At 51.6% G+C, this 23465-nt stretch carries 24 protein-coding genes; 16 read left to right on the top strand and 8 right to left on the bottom strand.

All coding sequences use genetic code 11. The features are described from left to right. From ACJHWR_RS02800 to yqhD, 3 genes are all read right to left on the bottom strand, one after another. Positions 1-927 (bottom strand): YbjP/YqhG family protein, encoded by a 927-nt coding sequence (locus ACJHWR_RS02800; RefSeq protein WP_000691649.1) that lies wholly within the window; start codon positions 925-927, stop codon positions 1-3. Between the two features lie 199 nt (positions 928-1126). Further along, positions 1127-1954 (bottom strand): 2,5-didehydrogluconate reductase DkgA, encoded by an 828-nt coding sequence (dkgA, locus tag ACJHWR_RS02795; RefSeq protein WP_000013129.1) that lies wholly within the window; start codon positions 1952-1954, stop codon positions 1127-1129. A gap of 104 nt (positions 1955-2058) precedes the next feature. Continuing rightward, on the bottom strand, positions 2059-3222 hold the full coding sequence (gene yqhD / locus ACJHWR_RS02790; protein WP_001058802.1) for an alcohol dehydrogenase: 1164 nt from the start codon (positions 3220-3222) through the stop codon (positions 2059-2061). A 193-nt stretch (positions 3223-3415) separates the two neighbouring features. On the opposite strand from yqhD, the gene yqhC reads away from it, so the two are divergent. After that, a complete protein-coding gene (yqhC, locus tag ACJHWR_RS02785; protein WP_001298382.1) occupies positions 3416-4315 on the top strand; it encodes a DNA-binding transcriptional regulator YqhC in 900 nt (299 codons plus the stop codon). A gap of 39 nt (positions 4316-4354) precedes the next feature. Here the strand turns inward: yqhC and yghB are convergent, their stop codons facing one another. Both yghB and metC read right to left on the bottom strand, forming a co-directional pair. Further along, on the bottom strand, positions 4355-5014 hold the full coding sequence (gene yghB / locus ACJHWR_RS02780) for a DedA family general envelope maintenance protein YghB (protein WP_000268419.1): 660 nt from the start codon (positions 5012-5014) through the stop codon (positions 4355-4357). 139 nt (positions 5015-5153) lie between these two features. Beyond that, positions 5154-6341, bottom strand: coding sequence for a cystathionine beta-lyase (metC, locus tag ACJHWR_RS02775; RefSeq protein WP_001361227.1), 1188 nt, complete (start codon positions 6339-6341; stop codon positions 5154-5156). A gap of 251 nt (positions 6342-6592) precedes the next feature. Between metC and exbB the strand changes: the two genes are divergently transcribed. Together exbB and exbD are read left to right on the top strand one after the other, a co-directional pair. After that, positions 6593-7327, top strand: a complete 735-nt coding sequence (gene exbB, locus ACJHWR_RS02770) for a tol-pal system-associated acyl-CoA thioesterase (RefSeq protein ID WP_410226667.1) — start codon at positions 6593-6595, stop codon at positions 7325-7327. Between the two features lie 6 nt (positions 7328-7333). Next, positions 7334-7759 (top strand): TonB system transport protein ExbD, encoded by a 426-nt coding sequence (gene exbD / locus ACJHWR_RS02765; protein WP_001240712.1) that lies wholly within the window; start codon positions 7334-7336, stop codon positions 7757-7759. Positions 7760-7796: 37 nt separating this feature from the next. Here the strand turns inward: exbD and yghA are convergent, their stop codons facing one another. After that, complete coding sequence (gene yghA, locus ACJHWR_RS02760; protein WP_000018748.1) at positions 7797-8681, bottom strand: NADP(+)-dependent aldehyde reductase; 885 nt, start codon at positions 8679-8681, stop codon at positions 7797-7799. Between the two features lie 190 nt (positions 8682-8871). On the opposite strand from yghA, the gene ACJHWR_RS02755 reads away from it, so the two are divergent. Continuing rightward, positions 8872-9366: a TIGR00645 family protein gene (locus tag ACJHWR_RS02755; protein ID WP_000439331.1), complete on the top strand. Its 495-nt coding sequence runs from the start codon at positions 8872-8874 to the stop codon at positions 9364-9366. A gap of 39 nt (positions 9367-9405) precedes the next feature. Here the strand turns inward: ACJHWR_RS02755 and gpr are convergent, their stop codons facing one another. After that, complete coding sequence (gene gpr, locus ACJHWR_RS02750; RefSeq protein WP_000262171.1) at positions 9406-10446, bottom strand: L-glyceraldehyde 3-phosphate reductase; 1041 nt, start codon at positions 10444-10446, stop codon at positions 9406-9408. A gap of 156 nt (positions 10447-10602) precedes the next feature. Here gpr and yghX point away from each other — a divergent pair, with 156 nt between their 5' ends. The 10 genes from yghX to hybG all read left to right on the top strand — a co-directional run bounded on the left by yghX (position 10603) and on the right by hybG (position 18630). Then, complete coding sequence (gene yghX, locus ACJHWR_RS02745) at positions 10603-11490, top strand: YghX family hydrolase (protein ID WP_001137768.1); 888 nt, start codon at positions 10603-10605, stop codon at positions 11488-11490. A gap of 118 nt (positions 11491-11608) precedes the next feature. Continuing rightward, positions 11609-11896, top strand: coding sequence for a DUF2623 family protein YghW (gene yghW / locus ACJHWR_RS02740; protein ID WP_001059139.1), 288 nt, complete (start codon positions 11609-11611; stop codon positions 11894-11896). A gap of 188 nt (positions 11897-12084) precedes the next feature. Next, a complete protein-coding gene (gene hybO / locus ACJHWR_RS02735) occupies positions 12085-13203 on the top strand; it encodes a hydrogenase 2 small subunit (protein WP_000145410.1) in 1119 nt (372 codons plus the stop codon). Positions 13204-13205: 2 nt separating this feature from the next. Beyond that, positions 13206-14192, top strand: a complete 987-nt coding sequence (gene hybA, locus ACJHWR_RS02730; protein ID WP_001081870.1) for a hydrogenase 2 operon protein HybA — start codon at positions 13206-13208, stop codon at positions 14190-14192. Next, positions 14182-15360, top strand: coding sequence for a Ni/Fe-hydrogenase cytochrome b subunit (gene hybB, locus ACJHWR_RS02725; protein ID WP_000017703.1), 1179 nt, complete (start codon positions 14182-14184; stop codon positions 15358-15360). Before hybA ends, hybB begins: the two co-directional genes overlap by 11 nt. Next, positions 15357-17060, top strand: coding sequence for a hydrogenase 2 large subunit (gene hybC / locus ACJHWR_RS02720; RefSeq protein WP_000083065.1), 1704 nt, complete (start codon positions 15357-15359; stop codon positions 17058-17060). The genes hybB and hybC overlap by 4 nt, the downstream gene beginning before the upstream one ends. Beyond that, positions 17060-17554, top strand: a complete 495-nt coding sequence (locus ACJHWR_RS02715; protein WP_001221939.1) for a HyaD/HybD family hydrogenase maturation endopeptidase — start codon at positions 17060-17062, stop codon at positions 17552-17554. The genes hybC and ACJHWR_RS02715 overlap by 1 nt, the downstream gene beginning before the upstream one ends. After that, on the top strand, positions 17547-18035 hold the full coding sequence (gene hybE, locus ACJHWR_RS02710) for a hydrogenase-2 assembly chaperone (RefSeq protein WP_000134020.1): 489 nt from the start codon (positions 17547-17549) through the stop codon (positions 18033-18035). The genes ACJHWR_RS02715 and hybE overlap by 8 nt, the downstream gene beginning before the upstream one ends. Continuing rightward, complete coding sequence (hypA, locus tag ACJHWR_RS02705; RefSeq protein WP_000544952.1) at positions 18028-18369, top strand: hydrogenase maturation nickel metallochaperone HypA; 342 nt, start codon at positions 18028-18030, stop codon at positions 18367-18369. The genes hybE and hypA overlap by 8 nt, the downstream gene beginning before the upstream one ends. A 12-nt stretch (positions 18370-18381) precedes the next feature. After that, entirely contained in the window at positions 18382-18630 is a 249-nt protein-coding gene (gene hybG / locus ACJHWR_RS02700) for a hydrogenase maturation factor HybG (protein WP_000334896.1), read from the top strand. 69 nt (positions 18631-18699) lie between these two features. Here hybG and yghU read toward each other — a convergent pair whose 3' ends face one another. Beyond that, positions 18700-19566 (bottom strand): glutathione-dependent disulfide-bond oxidoreductase, encoded by an 867-nt coding sequence (gene yghU / locus ACJHWR_RS02695; protein ID WP_000131798.1) that lies wholly within the window; start codon positions 19564-19566, stop codon positions 18700-18702. A gap of 204 nt (positions 19567-19770) precedes the next feature. Between yghU and gss the strand changes: the two genes are divergently transcribed. Further along, the gene (gss, locus tag ACJHWR_RS02690) at positions 19771-21630 is read left to right on the top strand and encodes a bifunctional glutathionylspermidine amidase/synthase (RefSeq protein WP_002431084.1); all 1860 of its coding nucleotides are present in this window, start codon (positions 19771-19773) and stop codon (positions 21628-21630) included. A 291-nt stretch (positions 21631-21921) separates the two neighbouring features. Beyond that, positions 21922-23421 carry an inorganic phosphate transporter PitB gene (gene pitB / locus ACJHWR_RS02685; protein WP_000933277.1) on the top strand — a complete coding sequence of 500 codons (1500 nt, stop codon included), beginning with the start codon at positions 21922-21924 and terminating at the stop codon, positions 23419-23421. Positions 23422-23465: the final 44 nt, after the last annotated feature.

Raw genomic sequence — 23465 nt, 5'->3', positions numbered from 1 at the left:
TCATTGCTTTAATCTGGCGGCGGTTTTTGCCTCAATCTGCTTAAGTAGGCTGCCGCTATTCGGGCGGATAAAATCAGCGATTTCCCACTTACCTTCGCGCCGCTGTAAAACCAGTTCTTGCTCTTCGTTGTTGCCATTGCTCAGCGTAAAACGAACATGAATGCGGGCGGAATCGGCGGTTTTCTCCAGGACACGGATTTCATCAACGCGTGAAAATAGCGACTCTTCGCCAAAACAGATCGGATTGTCGTAAATAAATTGCCGTTCTATTTGCATATCTTCATCGGGATTGTTGGTAGTCTTGAAGGTGGTTTTATAGAAGGCATTGACCGCCTGGCGGTAAGAGTCGGAAACCACCCACGTCCACGGCCAGCTATAATCAGCAATATGTTCAAAGAGTTCGGCAACAAAGGCTTCCGGCTGTTCTTTTTGCAACGAAGCTATAGCGGCCAGCGTTTTTTCATTCTCGCTATTTACCGCTTGTAAGACGCTGCCATGATTGCTGACAATATCGTCAATGACCCAACGACCATTTTCCGCCACCATTTTCAGTGTCTGCGTGGTCTTTTCTTTATCGTCTTTAAAGATACGAAAGCGCACAACGGCATCGGCATGATCGGCGTCAGGTTGGGTTATCGCTACGCTTTCTAACACCAGATCGCCAAAATCCTGACAATCACAAACCGGATCATAATCCAGCCAGCCAATATTGCCCGGTAGTGTAAGATTGTCGTTCAGGGTAAGCGCCTGTTGAATACGCGCAGAAGTTATCGCTCGCTCTCCGGTTTCACCAAAATAAGGCGTACTGGCATCTGATTTATAGTTCTGATAAATCTGCCGGACTGTTTGTTCTACGGTCTGTGAAGAAGGCTGCGCCTGTACGGTAAAACTTGCCAGGGCTGCTAAAAACAGAAGTATTATTTTCATCTGTTTTTCACCTCTCCGTTGCGTTTATCCCGGGTGTAGATGAGTTGTTCCTTTAAGAGCTTCCGGCTCTGCATGATGATGTCCTTATATTTGGCATTCCTGAACAAGGAAGAGTAACAATGGGCAAGACGCGAGGGGAATAAATGATTTCTGAAAAGTCCGGTAGCGGAACATTACCGCCACCGGGAGAATTTGCCCGTTAGCCGCCAAACTGGTCAGGATCGGGACCGAGACGCTTGCCCTGATCGAGTTTTGCAATTTCGCCGAGTTCGTCTTTGTCGAGACGGAAATCCCAGACATCAAAGTTTTCGGCAATACGTGAAGGTGTGACCGATTTCGGGATCACCACCAGGCCGCTATCCAGATGCCAGCGGATAACAATCTGCGCCGGGGTTTTGCCGTATTTATCTGCCAGATCGCGAATGACTTTCTGATCGAAAACGCCTTTCCCTCCTTGCGCTAATGGGCTCCAGGATTCGGTCTGGATTTTGTGTGTCGCGTTCCAGGCATGTAGCTGGCGTTGTTGCATCAGCGGGTGAAGTTCGATCTGATTAATAACAGGCGTCACGCCAGTTTCATCAATCAGGCGTTGCAGGTGATGGATCTGGAAGTTGCACACGCCAATGCTTTTGATTAATCCCTCTTTTTGCAATTCGATCATGCCCTTCCATGCTTCGACATAATGGTCGATAGCGGGAACGGGCCAGTGCATTAAATAGAGGTCGATATAATCAAGCTGGAGTTTTTTCAGGCTGTCGAGCAGGGCTTCGCGGGGGCGCTTGTGGTCGTCGTTCCACAGCTTAGTGGTGATGAACAGTTCTTCTCTGTTGACTGAGGCATTTTTCAGGGCTTTGCCGACACCTTCTTCGTTCTTGTAGGCCGCGGCGGTATCAATCGAGCGATAACCCACGTCTAACGCTTTTTGAATGGCGGTGATTACTTCCTCATTACTTGCTTGCCAGACGCCCAGTCCCAACTGGGGCATGACATTGCCATCCTGTAGCTTAATAACGGTTGGATTAGCCATACGTTCCTCCTTTATATGAACTCACCGGAGCAGGCTCCGGTGAGGTGTTGTGAACTTAAGTCTGGACGAAATGCCCGAAAACGAAAGTTTGAGGCGTAAAAAGCTTAGCGGGCGGCTTCGTATATGCGGCGGCTGACATCCAGCGTAATGTCATGATTTTCGCCCAGTTGGGTCATACCGTGCTCTTCCAGTTTTTTCAACAAAGCCGGGATGGAGCTGCCGTCCAGACCGTAGTCGGAGAGGTGGGTCGGCACGCCTAATTGCTCAAAGAAATTGCGGGTTGCGGCAATCGCGGCGTCAATACGCTCATCGTCGGAACCTTCAGTGATGTTCCAGACGCGTTCAGCATATTGCAGCAGCTTAGCGCGCTTGGTATCGCGTTTTTCATTCCACAGTGCAGGCAGGACGATAGCCAGTGTTTGTGCGTGATCCAGACCGTGCATCGCAGTCAGTTCGTGGCCTAGCATATGCGTTGCCCAGTCCTGCGGTACGCCAGCGCCGATCAAACCGTTCAGCGCCTGAGTCGCCGCCCACATAACGTTGGCGCGCACATCGTAGTTTTCTGGCTCTTTCAGGGCTTTCGGACCATCTTCGATCAGCGTCAACAAAATGCCTTCTGCGAAACGGTCCTGAATTTTGGCATCAACCGGTTTGGTAACATACTGTTCCACGGTGTGCACAAAGGCATCCACTACACCGTTAGCCACCTGACGCGGCGGCAGGGTGTAGGTATAAACCGGATCGAGCACGGCAAATACCGGCTGAACATGGGCGGAATGGAATGCCTGCTTGTCGCCTGTGGTTTTACGGGAGATCACCGCGCCTGCGTTGGATTCTGAACCGGTTGCTGGCAGCGTCAGCACACAGCCCATCGGGATGGCGCTTTTAATCTCTTTGCCGCCCGTTTGCAGAATGTGCCACGGATCGATATTTTCCGGATAATTAGCCGCTGCGGCGATAAATTTGGTGCCGTCCAGTACAGAACCGCCGCCAACCGCCAGCAGGAAAGTCACTTTTTGTTCGCGAACCAGTTTCACGGCGTTCATCAGCGTTTCATAAGCCGGGTTTGGCTCAATACCGCCAAATTCCAGCACGTCCATGCCTTTCAGGGCATCCAGAACTTGATCGAGAACGCCGGTTTTTTTCACGCTGCCGCCGCCGTAGGTAATCAATACGCGTGCATCGTGAGGAATTTGCTCGCGTAAACCAGCGATTGCGCCTTTACCAAACAGAATGCGGGTTGGGGTGTGCAGATTAAAGTTGTTCATTACTTGCTCCCTTTGCTGGGTCAATATGAGGGCAGAGATCGGTCTGCCTGATGTTTTTCATTGTGGTCGCCAGCGCCGTACCTCTCAATGCTCATTTCTGCCAATGTCTTGCCTATTTCTCCAGAGTGCTGGAGAAATGCTACAAAATTGCGCACAATCAAATTGCCGCATTATTCCTAAGAAATTACGCGATATGAAACGTGAAGAGATTTGCCGCTTGCTGGCGGATAAAGTTAATAAACTGAAAAATAAAGAAAATAGTTTGTCAGAGCTGTTGCCCGATGTGCGTTTGTTGTATGGCGAGACGCCTTTCGCACGCACACCGGTGATGTACGAGCCTGGCATCATAATTCTCTTTTCCGGACATAAAATCGGTTATATCAATGAACGCGTGTTTCGTTATGATGCCAATGAATACCTGCTGCTGACGGTGCCGTTGCCGTTTGAGTGCGAAACCTATGCCACGTCAGAGGTGCCGCTGGCAGGGTTGCGTCTCAATGTCGATATTTTGCAGTTACAGGAACTGTTGATGGACATTGGCGAAGATGAGCATTTCCAGCCGTCGATGGCAGCCAGCGGGATTAACTCCGCCACGTTATCAGAAGAGATTTTATGCGCGGCGGAGCGGTTACTCGACGTGATGGAGCGACCGCTGGATGCGCGTATTCTCGGCAAACAGATCATCCGCGAAATTCTGTACTACGTGCTGACCGGACCTTGCGGCGGCGCGTTACTGGCGCTGGTCAGTCGCCAGACTCACTTCAGCCTTATTAGCCGCGTGCTGAAACGGATTGAGAATAAATACACCGAAAACCTGAGCGTCGAGCAACTGGCGGCAGAAGCCAACATGAGCGTATCGGCGTTCCACCATAATTTTAAGTCTGTCACCAGCACCTCGCCGTTGCAGTATTTGAAGAATTACCGTCTGCATAAGGCGCGGATGATGATCATCCACGACGGCATGAAAGCCAGTGCGGCAGCGATGCGCGTCGGTTACGAAAGCGCATCGCAATTTAGCCGTGAGTTTAAACGTTACTTCGGTGTGACGCCGGGGGAAGATGCGGCAAGAATGCGGGCGATGCAGGGGAATTAAATACGTTCCCGGTACAGCAACCGGGAACGGGGAAAATCGTCAGGCGTTACAGTATTTTTTTTTAATCACCACAAACAGCGTGCCCAACAAGCCAGCGGTTAACAAGGCAATTGGCAGGATCATCAGGAACGTCATTACCTGATCTTCATGGCGTTTAACAAACGGAATCATACTTAATGCATAGCCGAAACTGGTTACCACGCTGACCCACAGCAATCCGCTTAACCAGTTGAAAAACTGGAAACGGCGGTTTGGCAAACCGGAAATACCTGCCATGGTTGGCAGCAGCGTACGGACAAATGCAAGAAAACGTCCAGCCAGCAGCGCCAGCAGACCGTGGCGGTCAAACATGCAGGTGGCGCGCTGGTGATATTTAGCAGGAAGCTGTGCCAGCCAGCCTTTCACCGTTTTGGTATTTCCTAACCAGCGCCCCTGAATATAACTTAGCCAGCAGCCCAGACTTGCTGCGGCGGTCAGAATCGCAATCGTAGGCAGAAAATCCATAACCCCCTGGGCAATCAATGCGCCAGCCAATATCAACAAGCTGTCGCCTGGCAAAAATGAGGCGGGCAGCAGGCCGTTTTCTAAAAACAGCGTGGCAAACATGACAAAGTAAACAACGCTAACAATATGAGGATCCGCCAGCGCGGCAAAGTCGTGTTGCCAGAGCGCAGCGATGATATCTTGAATAACAGCCATGGACTTTCCTGTGGAACAGCGTTTAAGCCTTTATCTGCCTATTGTACTCCTGAATCGTCCGGGACGCCTTGATCCCGGACGCAACAATTTAAGACTTTTCACAATAAAATGTCTGCAAAATTGTCCAAAAGTGGCAATGTTATACAATTCGCGCAAAACCGGCATCCAGATCGGCAATCAGATCGTCGACATCTTCCAGACCAATATGCAGGCGAATCAAGGTCCCGCTAAAATCGATCTCGCCTTGTGGGCGAATGGCGGCGATATGTTCTGGTTGATTTGCCAGGATCAACGATTCATACCCGCCCCACGAGTAGGCCATGCTGAATAAACTGAAGTTATCCAGATAGTTCGCCAGTTCTTCATCATTGAGCTTTTTCTTAAGCACAAAGGAAAATAGCCCGCTGCTACCTGTAAAGTCTCGTTTCCAGAATTCGTGGCCTTTACTGCCAGGCAGAGCAGGGTGGTTAACTCGCGCTACTTGGGGATGTTCTGCCAGCCATTCAGCCACTTTCAGACTGCTTTCATGATGTTGACGCAGGCGAACACCCAAAGTGCGCAGGCCACGGCTGGTTATATAGGCGGTATCGGCATCGACCATCTGGCCCATCAGATAGGCATTCTCTCGCAGCTGCTCCCAGCAACGGGCATTGCACACCGCAGTGCCAATCATCGCATCTGAATGCCCAACCAGATATTTGGTAGCGGCCTGAATGGAAACATCAATGCCAAAATCCAGCGCCTTAAACAGCACACCGGCTGCCCAGGTGTTGTCGATCATAATGATGGCATCCGGCACCACACTGCGTACGGCGGCAACAATCGCCGGAACGTCGTGGACTTCCATGGTGATGGAGCCTGGCGATTCCAGAAACACGATTTTAGTGTTTGGCTGCAGATGCTTAACGATATCGGCACCAATCAGTGGATCAAACCACGATGTCGTTACGCCCAGTTTGCTGAGGATTTTGCTACAGAAATCCTGACTCGGTTCATAGGCGGTGTTGGTCATCAACACATGATCGCCCTGTTCGACAAAAGCAAGAATCGAATTAGCAACCGCCGCCGCCCCGCAGGGAAATAGCGCGCAGCCTGCGCCACCTTCCAGTTCACACATCGCTTGTTGTAAGGAAAAATGGGTTAACGTTCCGCGCCGCCCATAGAACAACTCGCCATTGGCGCGATTGCGTGTCGCGTGCTTTTTGGCTTCCACACTGTCAAAGACCAGCGAAGAAGCGCGCTGAATCACGCTATTTACCGCGCCGAGAGTGTATTTTTTGCTGCGTCCTGCATTCACCAGTTGAGTATCAAGCTTTTTGTCCGCCATGTCGGGATTCCTGTTTTTATACGTCTGGATGTCTAAACTAGCATGAATATTCGCGGGCGCATCCTGAAGAATTGGCATAAAGCAGAAAATTTTCGCAAATGGCGTGCTGGTGACTTTTTTACTGCGTAAACGCAAGGAAAAGAACGCAAAGGTACGGCAGTATGCAAATAGTAATGAGAACGACTATCAATTCGACGTCGTTTTGATATTATTATGCGCAGATTTTGTGACTTGCGTCCTGGAGATACACAGTGGGTAATAATTTAATGCAGACGGACCTTTCCGTCTGGGGTATGTATCAGCACGCCGATATTGTCGTTAAGTGCGTGATGATTGGGCTTATTTTGGCCTCCGTAGTCACCTGGGCAATCTTCTTCAGTAAGAGCGTAGAGTTCTTCAATCAGAAGCGTCGCCTTAAGCGCGAGCAGCAACTGCTGGCTGAAGCGCGTTCCTTAAACCAGACCAACGATATCGCCGCTGATTTTGGTAGCAAAAGCTTAAGCCTGCATTTGCTCAATGAAGCGCAGAATGAGCTGGAACTGTCAGAAGGCAGCGACGATAACGAAGGTATTAAAGAACGTACCAGCTTCCGTCTGGAGCGTCGGGTCGCCGCAGTAGGTCGTCAAATGGGCCGCGGTAACGGCTATCTGGCAACCATCGGCGCGATTTCGCCGTTCGTTGGTCTGTTTGGTACGGTCTGGGGCATCATGAACAGCTTTATTGGTATCGCGCAAACGCAGACCACTAACCTGGCAGTCGTTGCGCCGGGTATCGCAGAAGCTCTGTTAGCAACGGCAATCGGCCTCGTGGCAGCGATTCCGGCGGTCGTTATCTATAACGTATTTGCACGCCAGATTGGCGGCTTTAAAGCGATGCTGGGTGATGTTGCAGCGCAGGTATTGTTGCTGCAAAGCCGTGACCTGGATCTGGAAGCCAGCGCCGCTGCGCATCCGGTTCGTGTCGCACAAAAATTACGCGCAGGATAATGTCCGATGGCAATGCATCTTAACGAAAACCTCGACGATAACGGCGAAATGCATGATATCAACGTGACGCCGTTTATCGACGTGATGTTGGTTCTGCTGATTATCTTTATGGTGGCGGCACCGTTAGCGACGGTAGATGTGAAGGTGAACTTGCCTGCTTCTACCAGCACGCCGCAGCCGCGCCCGGAAAAACCGGTTTATCTGTCGGTGAAGGCAGACAACTCGATGTTTATCGGTAACGATCCGGTCACCGATGAAACAATGATTACGGCGTTGAATGCGTTAACCGAAGGCAAGAAAGACACCACCATCTTCTTCCGAGCGGACAAAACCGTCGATTACGAGACGTTGATGAAGGTAATGGATACGCTGCATCAGGCGGGTTACCTGAAGATAGGTCTGGTTGGCGAAGAAACTGCCAAAGCGAAATAAAAATGATGCCCGGTTGCTTTTCACAACCGGGCATTTTTTAACCTAAATGCTCGCCGCCGCACACGCCGTGCACTTCTGCGGTGACGTAGCTCGATTCCTGACTTGCCAGATAAACATATACAGGGGCCAGTTCCGCCGGTTGCCCCGCACGTTTCATCGGCGTTTGCTGACCAAACTGCGGGATCTTATCCTGCGTTTGCCCGCCGGAAATTTGCAGTGCTGTCCAGATCGGGCCTGGCGCGACAATATTCACCCGAATACCTTTCTCCGCGAGCTGTTTTGCCAGGCCTCGGCTGTAGTTCAGAATCGCCGCCTTCGTAGCCGCATAGTCCAGTAAATGCGGGCTTGGCTGGTATGCCTGGATTGACGAAGTGGTGATAATACTTGCACCTTTCGGTAGCAGGGGGATCGCTTCCTGGGTTAGCCAGAATAGCGCGAAAACGTTAATGGCAAAGGTCTTTTGAAACTGTTCGCTGGTGAGGTCTGCAATATCAGGAATGGCAACCTGTTTCCCGGCGACCAGCGCCATAATATCCAGCCCGCCTAAGGCCTTATGCGCTTCGTGAACCAGCGAACGGGCAAATTTCTCATCGCTTAAATCGCCTGGCAGCAGAACGGCTTTGCGTCCGCATTCTTCAATGATCTTTTTCACATCCTGAGCGTCTTCTTCTTCCACGGGAAGATAACTGATCGCCACGTCAGCCCCTTCACGCGCGTAAGCGATGGCGGCAGCGCGACCGATTCCGGAATCGCCCCCTGTCACCAGTGCCTTACGATCTTTCAGGCGACCGCTACCAACATAGATTTTCTCGCCGCAATCCGGTACCGGTGTCATCTTCGCCTGGATGCCTGGCGTCGGTTGTTTCTGTTTGGGATATTCACCAGTGTAATACTGCGTGGTCGGGTCTTTTAAATGAGACATTGTTTTTCTCCCTTCAGGTTCAACGTCCTTTAAGGGTAGACGCTCTCGATGCGTTGATAAGGGAACCAGGAAGATCCCTAAACCTCGGATTTATGCGACAAAGGTTTAACGGATATGTTGATTTGCTGTTGCGCGCTGTTTACTCAATTGCGATATACTGTTGCCCGTTTTAACTACACGACAGGAATGTATGGAACGTTTTCTTGAAAATGCAATGTATGCTTCTCGCTGGCTGCTTGCCCCCGTGTACTTTGGCCTTTCGCTGGCGTTAGTTGCCCTGGCGCTGAAGTTCTTCCAGGAGATTATTCACGTACTGCCGAATATCTTCTCGATGGCGGAATCAGATTTGATCCTCGTGTTGCTGTCGCTGGTGGATATGACGCTGGTTGGCGGTTTGCTGGTGATGGTGATGTTTTCCGGTTATGAGAATTTCGTCTCACAACTGGATATCTCCGAGAACAAAGAGAAGCTGAACTGGCTGGGGAAAATGGACGCAACGTCGCTGAAAAACAAAGTAGCAGCGTCGATTGTGGCAATTTCTTCCATTCACTTACTGCGCGTCTTTATGGATGCGAAAAATGTCCCTGATAACAAACTGATGTGGTACGTCATTATCCATCTGACGTTTGTGCTCTCTGCATTTGTGATGGGCTATCTTGACCGACTGACTCGTCATAATCACTGATCTGATTCGGGCGCGGTTCTCGCGCCCGTTATTAACAGGTCATTTATCGGAAGACGCCTGCCACAGATTCAGCTCGCCATCGGCGATATGCTGATCAATCTGCGCCAGCTCCTCGGTGCTAAATGTCAGATTATTCAGCGCCTGCACGTTCTCCTCAAGTTGCTCCGCGCGGCTGGCACCAATCAATACCGACGTCACGCGATCATCTTTCAGCAACCAGCTTAACGCCATTTGCGCCATTGATTGTCCACGCTGCTGTGCCATTTCATTCAATAACCGCAGGCTGTTGAGGTTGGCTTCGGTGAGCATTTTCGGCGTCAGACCACGAACTTTATTCCCTTCACGATGCATCCGTGAATCTTGCGGAATGCCGTTGAGATATTTTCCGGTCAGCAATCCCTGAGCCAGAGGAGTAAAGGCAATGCAGCCCACGCCGTTATTTTGCAGGGTATCCAGCAGGCCGCTTTTATCCACCCAGCGGTTCAGTAAATTGTACGAAGGTTGATGAATTAACAGCGGAATTTTCCACTCGCGCAGTAACTCGACCATTTTTTGCGTCCGCTCTGGCGAGTAAGAGGAGATCCCGACATACAGCGCCTTACCGCTTTGTACCGCATGAGCCAGCGCAGAGGCGGTTTCTTCCATCGGCGTATTTTCATCGACGCGATGAGAGTAAAAGATATCGACATACTCAAGCCCCATCCGCTTCAGGCTTTGGTCGAGGCTGGCGAGCAGGTATTTACGTGAACCGCCAGAGCCGTAAGGGCCGGGCCACATATCGTAGCCAGCCTTGGTAGAGATAATCAGTTCATCGCGATAAGCGGCAAAATCCTCCCGCAGCAGGCGACCAAAGTTCTCTTCTGCGCTTCCTGGAGGTGGCCCGTAATTGTTGGCTAAATCAAAGTGCGTAATGCCCAAATCAAACGCTTTACGCAGGATCGCACGCTGTGATTCCAGCGCGTTAACGTGACCGAAATTGTGCCATAAACCGAGCGATAACGCGGGCAGGCGTAAACCGCTTTTTCCGCAATAGCGGTACTGCATCTGCCCGTAACGTTCGGGATTCGCTAACCAGACCATGACCTCTCCTTTCCACCGTTCAATTTCGAAACAATGTTTCTAGTTTAGCGATTCGCCAGCGCGTATCCCGTAGTCTGGCTCACAGAGTGACGAAAAACTGGGCGAAAACACGTGCTTATGCTTTGCTTAAAAAAACACCAGTTGAGGAGTGCAACGATGCCGCGTTTAACCGCCAAAGATTTCCCACAAGAGTTGTTGGATTACTACGACTATTACGCTCACGGGAAAATCTCGAAACGTGAGTTCCTCAACCTTGCGGCGAAGTATGCGGTAGGCGGGATGACGGCATTAGCGTTGTTTGATTTGCTCAAGCCAAATTATGCGCTGGCGACTCAGGTAGAGTTTACCGACCCGGAGATTGTTGCTGAGTACATCACGTATCCTTCGCCAAATGGTCACGGCGAGGTACGGGGTTATCTGGTGAAACCCGCAAAAATGAGCGGCAAAACGCCAGCCGTGGTGGTGGTGCATGAGAATCGTGGACTGAATCCGTATATCGAAGATGTGGCACGGCGAGTGGCGAAGGCGGGGTATATCGCCCTGGCACCTGACGGCTTAAGTTCCGTTGGAGGTTATCCGGGAAATGATGATAAAGGTCGTGAGCTGCAACAGCAGGTTGATCCAACCAAACTGATGAATGATTTCTTTGCCGCAATTGAGTTTATGCAACGCTATCCGCAAGCGACAGGCAAAGTGGGTATTACCGGATTTTGCTATGGCGGTGGCGTATCGAACGCGGCGGCTGTCGCGTATCCGGAACTGGCCTGCGCGGTGCCGTTTTATGGTCGCCAGGCACCCACTGCCGATGTGGCGAAGATTGAAGCGCCTTTACTACTCCACTTCGCGGAACTGGACACCCGAATCAACGAGGGCTGGCCTGCTTACGAGGCGGCGTTGAAAGCCAATAATAAGGTTTATGAGGCGTATATCTATCCGGGGGTTAATCACGGATTCCATAATGATTCCACGCCCCGTTATGACAAATCTGCCGCCGATCTTGCCTGGCAAAGGACACTGAAATGGTTCGATAAATATCTCTCCTGATAGGTTTATCTCTTACGGGATTACGTCTTAAACAAGCATGAAAAAATAGCGTGCGCAAAAGTCGTTCTTTGCCTAAAATATCGCTATATATGACAATATATAGCGAATGAGGTGAACGATGAATAACCATTTTGGTAAAGGCTTAATGGCGGGATTAAAAGCAACGCATGCCGACAGTGCGGTTAATGTGACAAAATACTGTGCCGATTATAAACGCGGTTTTGTATTAGGCTACTCGCACCGGATGTACGAAAAGACCGGAGATCGCCAGCTCAGCGCCTGGGAAGCGGGTATTCTGACGCGCCGCTATGGACTGGATAAAGAGATGGTAATGGATTTCTTTCGTGAGAATAATTCCTGTTCTACGTTGCGCTTTTTTATGGCCGGTTATCGCCTCGAAAATTGATCAAACATACGTATTATCTTGCTTTAATTAATTACACTAATGCTTCTTCCCTTCGTTTTAGCGCCCCGCCGCAGTATCATGATATCGATAACCATAATAAATGTGTGGTAAATGGCGCATCGATCGCATTATTGATTTTGCGATTGAGGCAAAATATATGCCAGGTCTTCGCAACGGAATAACTATAAATGACTGGAGATAACACCCTCATCCATTCTCACGGCATTAACCGTCGTGATTTCATGAAGCTTTGTGCAGCATTAGCCGCCACCATGGGGTTAAGTAGCAAAGCCGCTGCAGAGATGGCCGAATCGGTTACTAACCCGCAGCGTCCGCCAGTTATCTGGATTGGCGCGCAGGAGTGCACCGGTTGTACGGAATCTCTGCTTCGTGCAACGCATCCAACGGTAGAAAACCTCGTGCTGGAGACTATCTCTCTGGAGTATCACGAAGTGCTTTCCGCCGCCTTCGGTCATCAGGTCGAAGAGAACAAACATAACGCACTTGAGAAGTACAAAGGGCAGTATGTGTTGGTTGTGGATGGTTCCATCCCATTAAAAGATAACGGTATTTATTGCATGGTTGCTGGTGAGCCGATTGTGGATCACATCCGCAAAGCGGCAGAAGGCGCAGCAGCGATTATCGCTATCGGTTCCTGCTCTGCGTGGGGCGGTGTTGCCGCAGCTGGAGTTAACCCAACTGGCGCAGTCAGCCTGCAAGAAGTTCTGCCAGGCAAAACCGTTATCAATATTCCGGGCTGCCCGCCGAACCCGCACAACTTCCTCGCGACCGTTGCGCACATCATCACTTACGGCAAACCGCCGAAACTGGATGACAAAAATCGTCCGACCTTCGCCTATGGCCGTCTGATTCACGAACACTGCGAACGTCGCCCGCACTTCGATGCTGGTCGTTTTGCCAAAGAGTTCGGTGATGAAGGCCACCGCGAAGGCTGGTGCCTGTACCACCTCGGCTGTAAAGGGCCAGAAACTTACGGCAACTGCTCAACGCTGCAATTCTGCGATGTTGGCGGTGTGTGGCCGGTGGCGATTGGTCACCCGTGCTATGGCTGTAACGAAGAAGGTATCGGCTTCCATAAAGGCATCCATCAGCTTGCCAACGTCGAAAACCAGACTCCGCGTTCACAGAAACCGGATGTTAACGCTAAAGAAGGCGGCAACGTCTCGGCAGGCGCTATTGGTTTGCTCGGCGGTGTGGTTGGGCTGGTTGCCGGTGTCAGCGTGATGGCGGTTCGTGAACTGGGTCGTCAGCAAAAGAAAGATAACGCTGACTCACGGGGAGAATAACCGTGAACAGACGTAATTTTATTAAAGCAGCCTCCTGCGGGGCATTGCTGACGGGCGCGCTGCCGTCTGTCAGTCATGCGGCTGCTGAAAACCGCCCGCCAATTCCGGGATCGCTGGGGATGTTGTACGACTCGACCTTGTGCGTTGGCTGCCAGGCGTGCGTCACCAAGTGTCAGGATATCAACTTCCCTGAACGTAACCCGCAAGGGGAACAGACCTGGTCGAACAACGACAAACTGTCGCCGTACACCAATAACATCATTCAGGTGTGGACCAGCGGCACAGGGGTCAACAAAGACCAGGAGGAGAATGGCTACGCGTACATTAAGAAACAGTGTATGCATTGCGTCGATCCGAACTGTGTCTCTGTGTGCCCGGTCTCTGCACTAAAAAAAGATCCGAAAACCGGCATTGTCCATTACGACAAAGATGTGTGCACCGGCTGCCGTTACTGCATGGTCGCCTGCCCATACAATGTGCCGAAGTACGACTACAACAACCCGTTTGGTGCGCTGCATAAGTGCGAGCTGTGCAACCAGAAAGGTGTGGAACGTCTCGATAAAGGCGGTCTGCCTGGCTGCGTAGAAGTGTGCCCGGCGGGCGCGGTGATTTTCGGTACGCGTGAAGAGCTGATGGCGGAGGCGAAAAAACGTCTGGCGCTGAAGCCTGGCAGCGAATACCACTATCCGCGTCAGACGCTGAAATCTGGCGACACTTACCTGCATACGGTGCCGAAATATTATCCGCATCTGTACGGCGAGAAAGAGGGCGGCGGTACTCAGGTTCTGGTACTGACGGGTGTGCCTTATGAAAATCTCGACCTGCCGAAACTGGACGATCTTTCTACCGGTGCGCGTTCCGAAAATATTCAACACACCCTGTATAAAGGCATGATGCTACCACTGGCTGTGCTGGCGGGCTTAACCGTGCTGGTTCGTCGCAACACCAAAAACGACCATCACGACGGAGGAGACGATCATGAGTCATGATCCACAACCGCTGGGCGGCAAAATCATCAGTAAACCGGTCATGATTTTTGGACCGTTAATCGTCATCTGTATGCTCCTGATTGTGAAGCGTCTGGTGTTCGGTCTGGGCTCAGTCTCTGACCTGAACGGCGGCTTCCCGTGGGGCGTGTGGATCGCGTTTGACCTGCTGATCGGCACCGGCTTTGCCTGTGGCGGCTGGGCGCTGGCGTGGGCGGTATACGTCTTTAACCGTGGGCAATACCATCCGCTGGTGCGTCCGGCGCTGTTGGCGAGTCTGTTTGGTTACTCACTGGGTGGCTTGTCGATCACTATTGACGTGGGTCGCTACTGGAACCTGCCGTACTTCTACATTCCGGGTCACTTCAACGTGAACTCGGTACTGTTCGAGACGGCGGTCTGTATGACCATCTACATCGGCGTGATGGCACTGGAGTTTGCTCCAGCACTGTTTGAACGTCTGGGCTGGAAGGTGTCGCTACAGCGTCTGAACAAGGTTATGTTCTTCATCATTGCACTTGGCGCGCTGCTGCCGACCATGCACCAGTCTTCAATGGGGTCGCTGATGATCTCGGCGGGCTACAAGGTGCATCCGTTGTGGCAGAGCTATGAAATGTTGCCGTTGTTCTCGCTGCTGACGGCGTTCATCATGGGCTTCTCGATTGTCATCTTTGAAGGTTCGCTGGTGCAGGCGGGTCTGCGTGGCAACGGTCCGGATGAAAAGAGTCTGTTCGTTAAGCTGACCAACACCATCAGTGTGTTGCTGGCGATTTTCATCGTGCTGCGCTTTGGCGAGCTTATCTATCGCGACAAGCTGTCGTTAGCGTTTGCCGGTGACTTCTATTCCGTGATGTTCTGGATTGAAGTCCTGCTGATGCTCTTCCCGCTGGTCGTTCTGCGTGTGGCGAAGCTGCGTAATGATTCCCGCATGCTGTTCCTGTCAGCACTGAGCGCGCTGTTAGGTTGTGCAACCTGGCGTCTGACCTATTCGCTGGTGGCATTCAACCCGGGTGGCGGTTACGCCTACTTCCCGACCTGGGAAGAACTGTTGATTTCTATTGGTTTTGTGGCTATTGAGATTTGCGCTTACATCGTACTCATTCGTCTACTGCCGATACTTCCTCCTTTAAAACAAAACGATCATAATCGTCATGAGGCGAGCAAAGCATGAGCCAGAGAATTACTATTGATCCGGTAACCCGTATTGAAGGGCATTTACGCATCGATTGCGAAATCGAAAATGGCGTCGTTTCGAAAGCATGGGCTTCCGGTACCATGTGGCGCGGCATGGAAGAGATCGTGAAAAACCGCGATCCGCGCGATGCATGGATGATTGTGCAACGTATCTGTGGCGTATGTACTACCACTCACGCGCTGTCTTCCGTTCGTGCGGCAGAAAGTGCACTGAATATCGACGTTCCGGTTAACGCGCAATACATCCGTAACATCATTCTGGCTGCGCACACCACGCATGACCATATCGTTCATTTCTATCAGCTCTCGGCGCTGGACTGGGTGGACATCACTTCTGCACTGCAAGCTGACCCAACCAAAGCCTCCGAAATGCTGAAAGGTGTTTCGACCTGGCACCTGAACAGCCCGGAAGAGTTCACCAAAGTTCAGAACAAGATTAAAGATCTGGTTGCCAGCGGTCAGTTGGGGATTTTCGCCAATGGCTACTGGGGTCACCCGGCGATGAAACTGCCGCCAGAAGTGAACCTGATTGCGGTAGCGCACTACCTGCAGGCGCTGGAGTGCCAGCGTGACGCTAACCGCGTCGTGGCGCTGCTGGGCGGTAAAACGCCACACATTCAGAACCTGGCGGTAGGTGGGGTCGCTAACCCAATCAACCTCGACGGTCTGGGCGTGCTGAACCTTGAGCGCCTGATGTACATCAAGTCTTTCATCGATAAACTGAGCGACTTTGTTGAGCAGGTTTATAAGGTTGATACCGCGGTTATCGCCGCGTTCTACCCGGAATGGCTGACGCGCGGTAAAGGTGCGGTGAACTACCTGAGCGTGCCGGAATTCCCGACCGACAGCAAAAACGGCAGCTTCCTGTTCCCGGGCGGCTACATTGAGAATGCGGATCTGTCCTCGTATCGCCCGATCACTTCCCACTCCGATGAATACCTGATTAAAGGCATTCAGGAGAGCGCGAAGCACTCCTGGTATAAAGACGAAGCGCCGCAGGCACCGTGGGAAGGTACCACCATTCCGGCTTATGATGGTTGGTCTGACGACGGTAAATATTCCTGGGTGAAATCACCGACTTTCTACGGCAAAACGGTAGAAGTGGGTCCGCTGGCTAACATGCTGGTGAAACTGGCGGCAGGACGCGAGTCTACCCAGAACAAACTGAATGAAATCGTTGCGATTTATCAGAAACTGACTGGCAACACGCTGGAAGTGGCGCAGCTGCACTCCACGCTGGGCCGTATTATTGGTCGTACCGTTCACTGCTGTGAATTGCAGGATATCCTGCAAAATCAATACAGTGCACTGATCACCAATATCGGCAAAGGCGATCACACCACCTTTGTGAAGCCGAACATTCCGGCAACGGGTGAGTTCAAAGGCGTAGGTTTCCTCGAAGCACCGCGCGGTATGCTCTCTCACTGGATGGTTATTAAAGACGGTATCATCAGCAACTACCAGGCGGTTGTTCCATCAACCTGGAACTCTGGTCCGCGTAACTTCAATGATGACGTCGGTCCTTACGAGCAGTCGCTGGTGGGTACGCCGGTTGCCGATCCGAATAAACCGCTGGAAGTGGTGCGTACCATTCACTCCTTCGACCCGTGCATGGCCTGTGCGGTACACGTAGTGGATGCTGACGGCAACGAAGTGGTTTCAGTGAAGGTTCTGTAATGCGTATTTTAGTCTTAGGGGTCGGCAATATTTTGCTGACCGATGAAGCCATCGGCGTGCGGATTGTCGAAGCGTTAGAGCAACGATACATTCTGCCGGATTATGTTGAGATCCTCGATGGCGGCACGGCGGGAATGGAGCTGCTTGGCGACATGGCAAATCGCGATCATCTGATTATTGCGGATGCCATTGTGTCGAAAAAGAACGCGCCGGGAACGATGATGATCCTGCGGGATGAAGAAGTTCCGGCGTTGTTTACCAACAAAATCTCTCCGCATCAGCTTGGCCTGGCCGACGTATTGTCGGCCCTGCGCTTCACCGGCGAGTTTCCGAAAAAGCTGACCCTGGTCGGCGTGATCCCGGAATCACTGGAGCCACACATCGGCTTAACGCCGACGGTCGAAGCGATGATTGAACCTGCGCTTGAGCAGGTTCTGGCTGCGCTGCGCGAATCAGGCGTGGAAGCTATCCCACGGGAGGCGATTCATGACTGAAGAGATAGCAGGTTTCCAGACCTCCCCGAAGGCGCAAGTACAGGCAGCGTTTGAAGAAATTGCCCGGCGTTCGATGCACGATCTCTCTTTTCTGCATCCTTCAATGCCGGTGTATGTTTCTGACTTTACGCTGTTCGAAGGTCAGTGGACGGGGTGTGTGATCACCCCGTGGATGCTGAGTGCAGTTATCTTCCCCGGCCCGGATCAACTCTGGCCGCTGCGCAAAGTGAGTGAAAAAATTGGTCTGCAACTGCCGTATGGCACTATGACCTTTACCGTTGGCGAACTGGACAGTGTTTCGCAATACCTCTCCTGCTCGCTGATGTCGCCGCTTTCGCACAGCATGTCGATTGAAGAGGGCCAACGGCTGACGGATGACTGCGCCCGAATGATCCTTTCGCTGCCAGTCACCAATCCGGATGTACCACACGCAGGGCGTCGTGCCCTGCTATTTGGCCGCAGGAGTGGCGAAAATGCATGAGTTGTCGCTTTGCCAGAGCGCCGTTGAAATTATCCAACGGCAGGCGGAGCAGCACGATGTTAAGCGCGTCACCGCCGTGTGGCTGGAAATTGGTGCGCTCTCCTGCGTTGAGGAGAGTGCCGTCCGTTTTAGTTTTGAAATTGTCTGCCACGGAACGGTGGCGCAAGGGTGCGATTTACATATCGTCTATAAACCCGCCCAGGCCTGGTGCTGGGATTGCAGCCAGGTGGTGGAGATTCATCAGCACGATGCGCAGTGTCCGATCTGTCATGGCGAGCGGTTGCGTGTCGATACCGGCGATTCGCTGATCGTCAAAAGTATTGAAGTTGAATAACCGGAGTTAACAATGTGTATTGGCGTTCCAGGCCAGGTGCTGGCTGTCGGTGAAGATATTCACCAGCTTGCGCAGGTTGAAGTATGTGGTATCAAGCGCGACGTGAATATCGCCCTGATTTGTGAAGGTAACCCTGCCGATCTGCTGGGCCAGTGGGTACTGGTACACGTCGGATTTGCCATGAGCATTATCGATGAAGACGAAGCCAAAGCCACATTAGACGCACTGCGCCAAATGGATTACGACATTACCAGCGCGTGATGATTAAAGCCGGATGCGGCGTAAATGCTTTATCCGGCTACATAGCGATAAGCCTGCCAATGTTGCGACTTACCCCTGACGCTTATCTTCCGTATTCGTCTCGAAATCACTGGCGTCATGGCGCTCATGCAACTGCTCGTTCAGCGGCCCGTTGGTGCGGTTAACAATACGCCCACGCTTCACCGCCGGACGTTCGCCCACTTCTTTCGCCCAGCGTTGTACGTGTTTATAACTTCCCGCATCAAGAAACTCTGCGGCATCATACACGCCGCCTAACACCACGTTGCCAAACCACGGCCAGATCGCCATATCCGCAATGGTGTACTCATCGCCCGCAACAAACTTGTGCTGCGCCAGTTGCTTATCCAGCACGTCGAGCAGGCGCTTGGCTTCCATGGTAAAGCGGTTGATGGCGTACTCAATTTTCACCGGCGCGTAATGGTAAAAGTGACCAAAACCACCGCCGAGGAACGGTGCCGCGCCCTGTAACCAGAACAGCCAGTTCAGCGTTTCAGTCCGTTTTGCCAGATCCTGCGGCAGGAAGTAGCCAAATTTCTCCGCCAGATAAAGCAGAATCGATCCAGACTCAAACACGCGGATCGGTGGATTATGGGTATGGTCGCGCAATGCCGGGATCTTCGAGTTTGGGTTCACTTCGACAAAGCCGCTGGAGAATTGATCGCCATCGCCAATACGAATCAGCCAGGCGTCGTACTCTGCACCAGTAACGCCCAGCGCCAGCAGCTCCTCAAGCATAATCGTTACTTTCTGTCCGTTTGGCGTTCCCAGCGAATAGAGTTGCAGCGGATGTTTGCCCACCGGCAGCGTTTTTTCATGCGTCGGACCAGAAACCGGGCGATTGATATTGGCGAACGCGCCGCCAGCGGATTTATCCCACGTCCAGACTTTCGCGGGCTGATAAGTATTGTCTGTCATAGTGAGTTGCCTTCTGAGTGGTAGTGTTGAAGCAGTGTAGCAGGTCACTTGCTGTACAGAATGTGAATTTTTTAACCCTTTGCGCCAGCCGCTGCGTTGAGGTGTATGATAAGTCAGACCTCTGTCCGGTTAATGTCGCTGAGCAGGTAATCAGAGCACAACAATTACGCCAACTGCTTAGGTTGTATTGTTAAAGGTAAAGTGATGAGCAAAGGAACGACCAGCCAGGATGCCCCGTTCGGGACATTATTGGGCTACGCCCCAGGTGGGGTAGCAATCTACTCTTCAGATTACAGTTCTCTCGATCCGCAGGAATACGAAGATGACGCCGTATTCCGTAGCTATATCGACGACGAATATATGGGCCACAAATGGCAATGCGTTGAATTTGCTCGCCGTTTTCTCTTTCTGAATTACGGTGTGGTCTTCACTGACGTGGGTATGGCGTGGGAGATTTTCTCGCTGCGCTTCCTGCGTGAAGTGGTTAATGACAACATCCTGCCATTGCAGGCATTTCCTAATGGCTCGCCGCGTGCACCGGTCGCGGGCGCGCTTCTTATCTGGGATAAAGGCGGTGAATTTAAAGACACTGGCCATGTCGCCATCATTACTCAATTGCATGGCAACAAAGTCCGTATTGCGGAACAGAACGTGATTCATTCCCCGTTGCCGCAAGGGCAACAGTGGACACGCGAGCTGGAGATGGTGGTCGAAAACGGCTGCTATACCCTTAAAGACACGTTTGATGACACCACCATTCTGGGCTGGATGATCCAGACGGAAGATACCGACTACAGCTTACCGCAGCCGGAAATTGCAGGCGAGCTGCTGAAAATCAGCGGAGCGCGTCTGGAAAACAAAGGTCAGTTTGACGGTAAATGGCTGGATGAAAAAGATCCGCTGCAAAACGCCTATGTACAGGCCAACGGCCAGGTGATCAATCAGGATCCGTATCATTACTACACCATTACCGAGAGTGCCGAGCAGGAGCTGATTAAAGCCACCAACGAGCTGCACCTGATGTATCTTCACGCAACCGACAAGGTGCTAAAAGATGACAACCTGCTGGCGCTGTTCGACATTCCGAAAATCCTCTGGCCACGTTTGCGTCTCTCCTGGCAGCGTCGCCGTCACCATATGATCACCGGTCGTATGGATTTCTGCATGGACGAACGTGGCCTGAAGGTCTACGAATACAACGCCGATTCCGCCTCCTGTCATACCGAAGCGGGCTTGATCCTCGAACGTTGGGCGGAGCAGGGCTATAAAGGCAACGGCTTCAATCCTGCGGAAGGGCTGATTAACGAACTGGCTGGTGCCTGGAAACACAGTCGTGCACGTCCGTTTGTCCATATCATGCAGGACAAAGATATCGAGGAAAACTATCACGCGCAGTTTATGGAGCAGGCGCTGCACCAGGCGGGCTTTGAAACGCGTATCTTGCGTGGGTTGGATGAACTGGGCTGGGATGCTGCCGGGCAACTGATTGATGGGGAAGGGCGACTGGTTAACTGCGTGTGGAAAACCTGGGCGTGGGAAACCGCGTTTGATCAGATTCGTGAAGTCAGCGACCGTGAGTTTGCTGCGGTGCCGATCCGTACCGGTCATCCGCAAAATGAAGTGCGTCTTATCGATGTATTGCTGCGCCCGGAAGTGCTGGTCTTTGAACCTCTGTGGACTGTGATCCCCGGCAACAAAGCGATTCTGCCGATCCTCTGGTCGCTGTTCCCGCACCACCGCTATCTGTTGGATACTGATTTCACCGTTAATGATGAACTGGTGAAAACCGGTTATGCAGTGAAACCGATCGCCGGTCGCTGTGGTAGCAATATCGACCTGGTCAGCCATCATGAAGAGGTGCTGGACAAAACCAGCGGTAAATTTGCCGAGCAGAAAAACATCTATCAGCAACTGTGGTGTTTGCCGAAAGTGGACGGTAAATACATTCAGGTATGTACCTTCACCGTTGGCGGCAACTACGGTGGGACGTGTTTGCGCGGTGATGAATCACTGGTCATCAAAAAAGAGAGTGATATTGAACCGTTAATTGTGGTGAAAAAGTAATACATGTTGTGGCAACCCCGTACTGATTATGAAGAATAATCAGTACGGGGATTAATCAAAACATTCAATATTTATATATTCCAATATTTATTCATTTTATATGTGAATATATTAACCAACAGAATACCTGTGTTTTGATTATTTCTAAAGGTTTTGAATGAATGCTTATTGTCTGATACACAAGAAATAACACGCTTTTTATCGTTAAAAAATGATATTTCACTTTGCCCATGCCGTTAAAGTCACTGATAATGCGTCCGTTCGTAAATTCAAAATGGCGTAATCTAATATATGCTAAATTTATTTGTTGGCCTTGATATATACACAGGGCTTTTGTTATTACTTGCTCTGGCATTTGTGTTGTTCTACGAAGCAATCAATGGTTTTCATGACACGGCGAATGCGGTGGCAACCGTTATTTATACTCGTGCCATGCAACCACAACTTGCTGTGGTGATGGCGGCATTTTTTAATTTTTTTGGCGTGTTATTGGGCGGACTTAGCGTTGCCTATGCCATTGTCCATATGTTGCCAACCGATTTGTTGCTGAATATGGGGTCAACCCACGGTCTGGCGATGGTCTTTTCCATGCTGCTGGCGGCGATTATCTGGAACCTGGGAACGTGGTTCTTTGGTTTACCGGCCTCCAGTTCGCACACCTTGATTGGTGCGATTATCGGCATCGGTTTAACCAACGCGCTGTTAACCGGCTCATCGGTGATGGATGCGTTAAACCTGCGTGAAGTGACCAAAATTTTCTCCTCGCTGATTGTTTCCCCTATCGTCGGCCTGGTCATTGCGGGTGGTCTGATTTTCCTGCTGCGCCGTTTCTGGAGCGGGACGAAAAAGCGTGACCGTATTCACCGCATTCCGGAAGATCGCAAAAAGAAAAAAGGCAAACGTAAGCCGCCATTCTGGACGCGTATTGCGCTGATTGTTTCCGCTGCGGGCGTGGCGTTTTCGCACGGCGCGAACGACGGGCAGAAAGGGATCGGCCTGGTGATGCTGGTACTGGTGGGGATTGCCCCTGCTGGCTTCGTCGTCAATATGAACGCGTCCGGCTATGAAATTACCCGTACCCGCGATGCCGTCACCAACTTCGAACACTACCTGCAACAGCATCCTGAACTGCCGCAGAAGTTGATTACGATGGAACCTCCATTGCCTGCGACATCGACTGATGGCACGCAAGTAACAGAGTTTCACTGTCATCCGGCAAATACCTTTGATGCGATTGCGCGCGTTAAAACGATGCTGCCAGGCAATATGGAAAGTTACGAGCCGTTAAGCGTGAGTCAGCGCAGCCAGCTGCGCCGCATTATGCTGTGCATCTCTGATACCTCCGCGAAGCTGGCGAAACTGCCAGGCGTCAGTAAAGAAGACCAGAACCTGCTGAAAAAACTGCGCAGCGATATGTTAAGCACCATTGAGTACGCTCCGGTGTGGATCATCATGGCGGTAGCACTGGCGCTCGGCATTGGCACCATGATTGGCTGGCGTCGTGTAGCGATGACCATCGGTGAGAAGATTGGTAAGCGCGGCATGACGTATGCGCAAGGCATGGCGGCACAAATGACGGCGGCAGTGTCTATCGGCCTTGCCAGTTATATTGGGATGCCCGTCTCCACAACACACGTACTCTCATCTGCCGTAGCAGGAACGATGGTGGTGGACGGCGGTGGGTTACAGCGTAAAACGGTAACCAGCATCCTGATGGCGTGGGTGTTTACTTTACCGGCGGCGATTTTTCTTTCTGGTGGGTTGTACTGGATAGCATTGCAGTTGATTTAACCTTCCTGAAAATGCCCGGTCCTGGCGATCGGGCATTTCCATTT

This window comes from Escherichia sp. WS568 (assembly GCF_046486085.1).
Taxonomy (GTDB): Bacteria; Pseudomonadota; Gammaproteobacteria; order Enterobacterales; family Enterobacteriaceae; genus Escherichia; species Escherichia coli.
The sequence above is the reverse complement of the archived record's forward strand: the minus strand, read 5'-3'. Positions and strand labels throughout refer to the sequence as shown.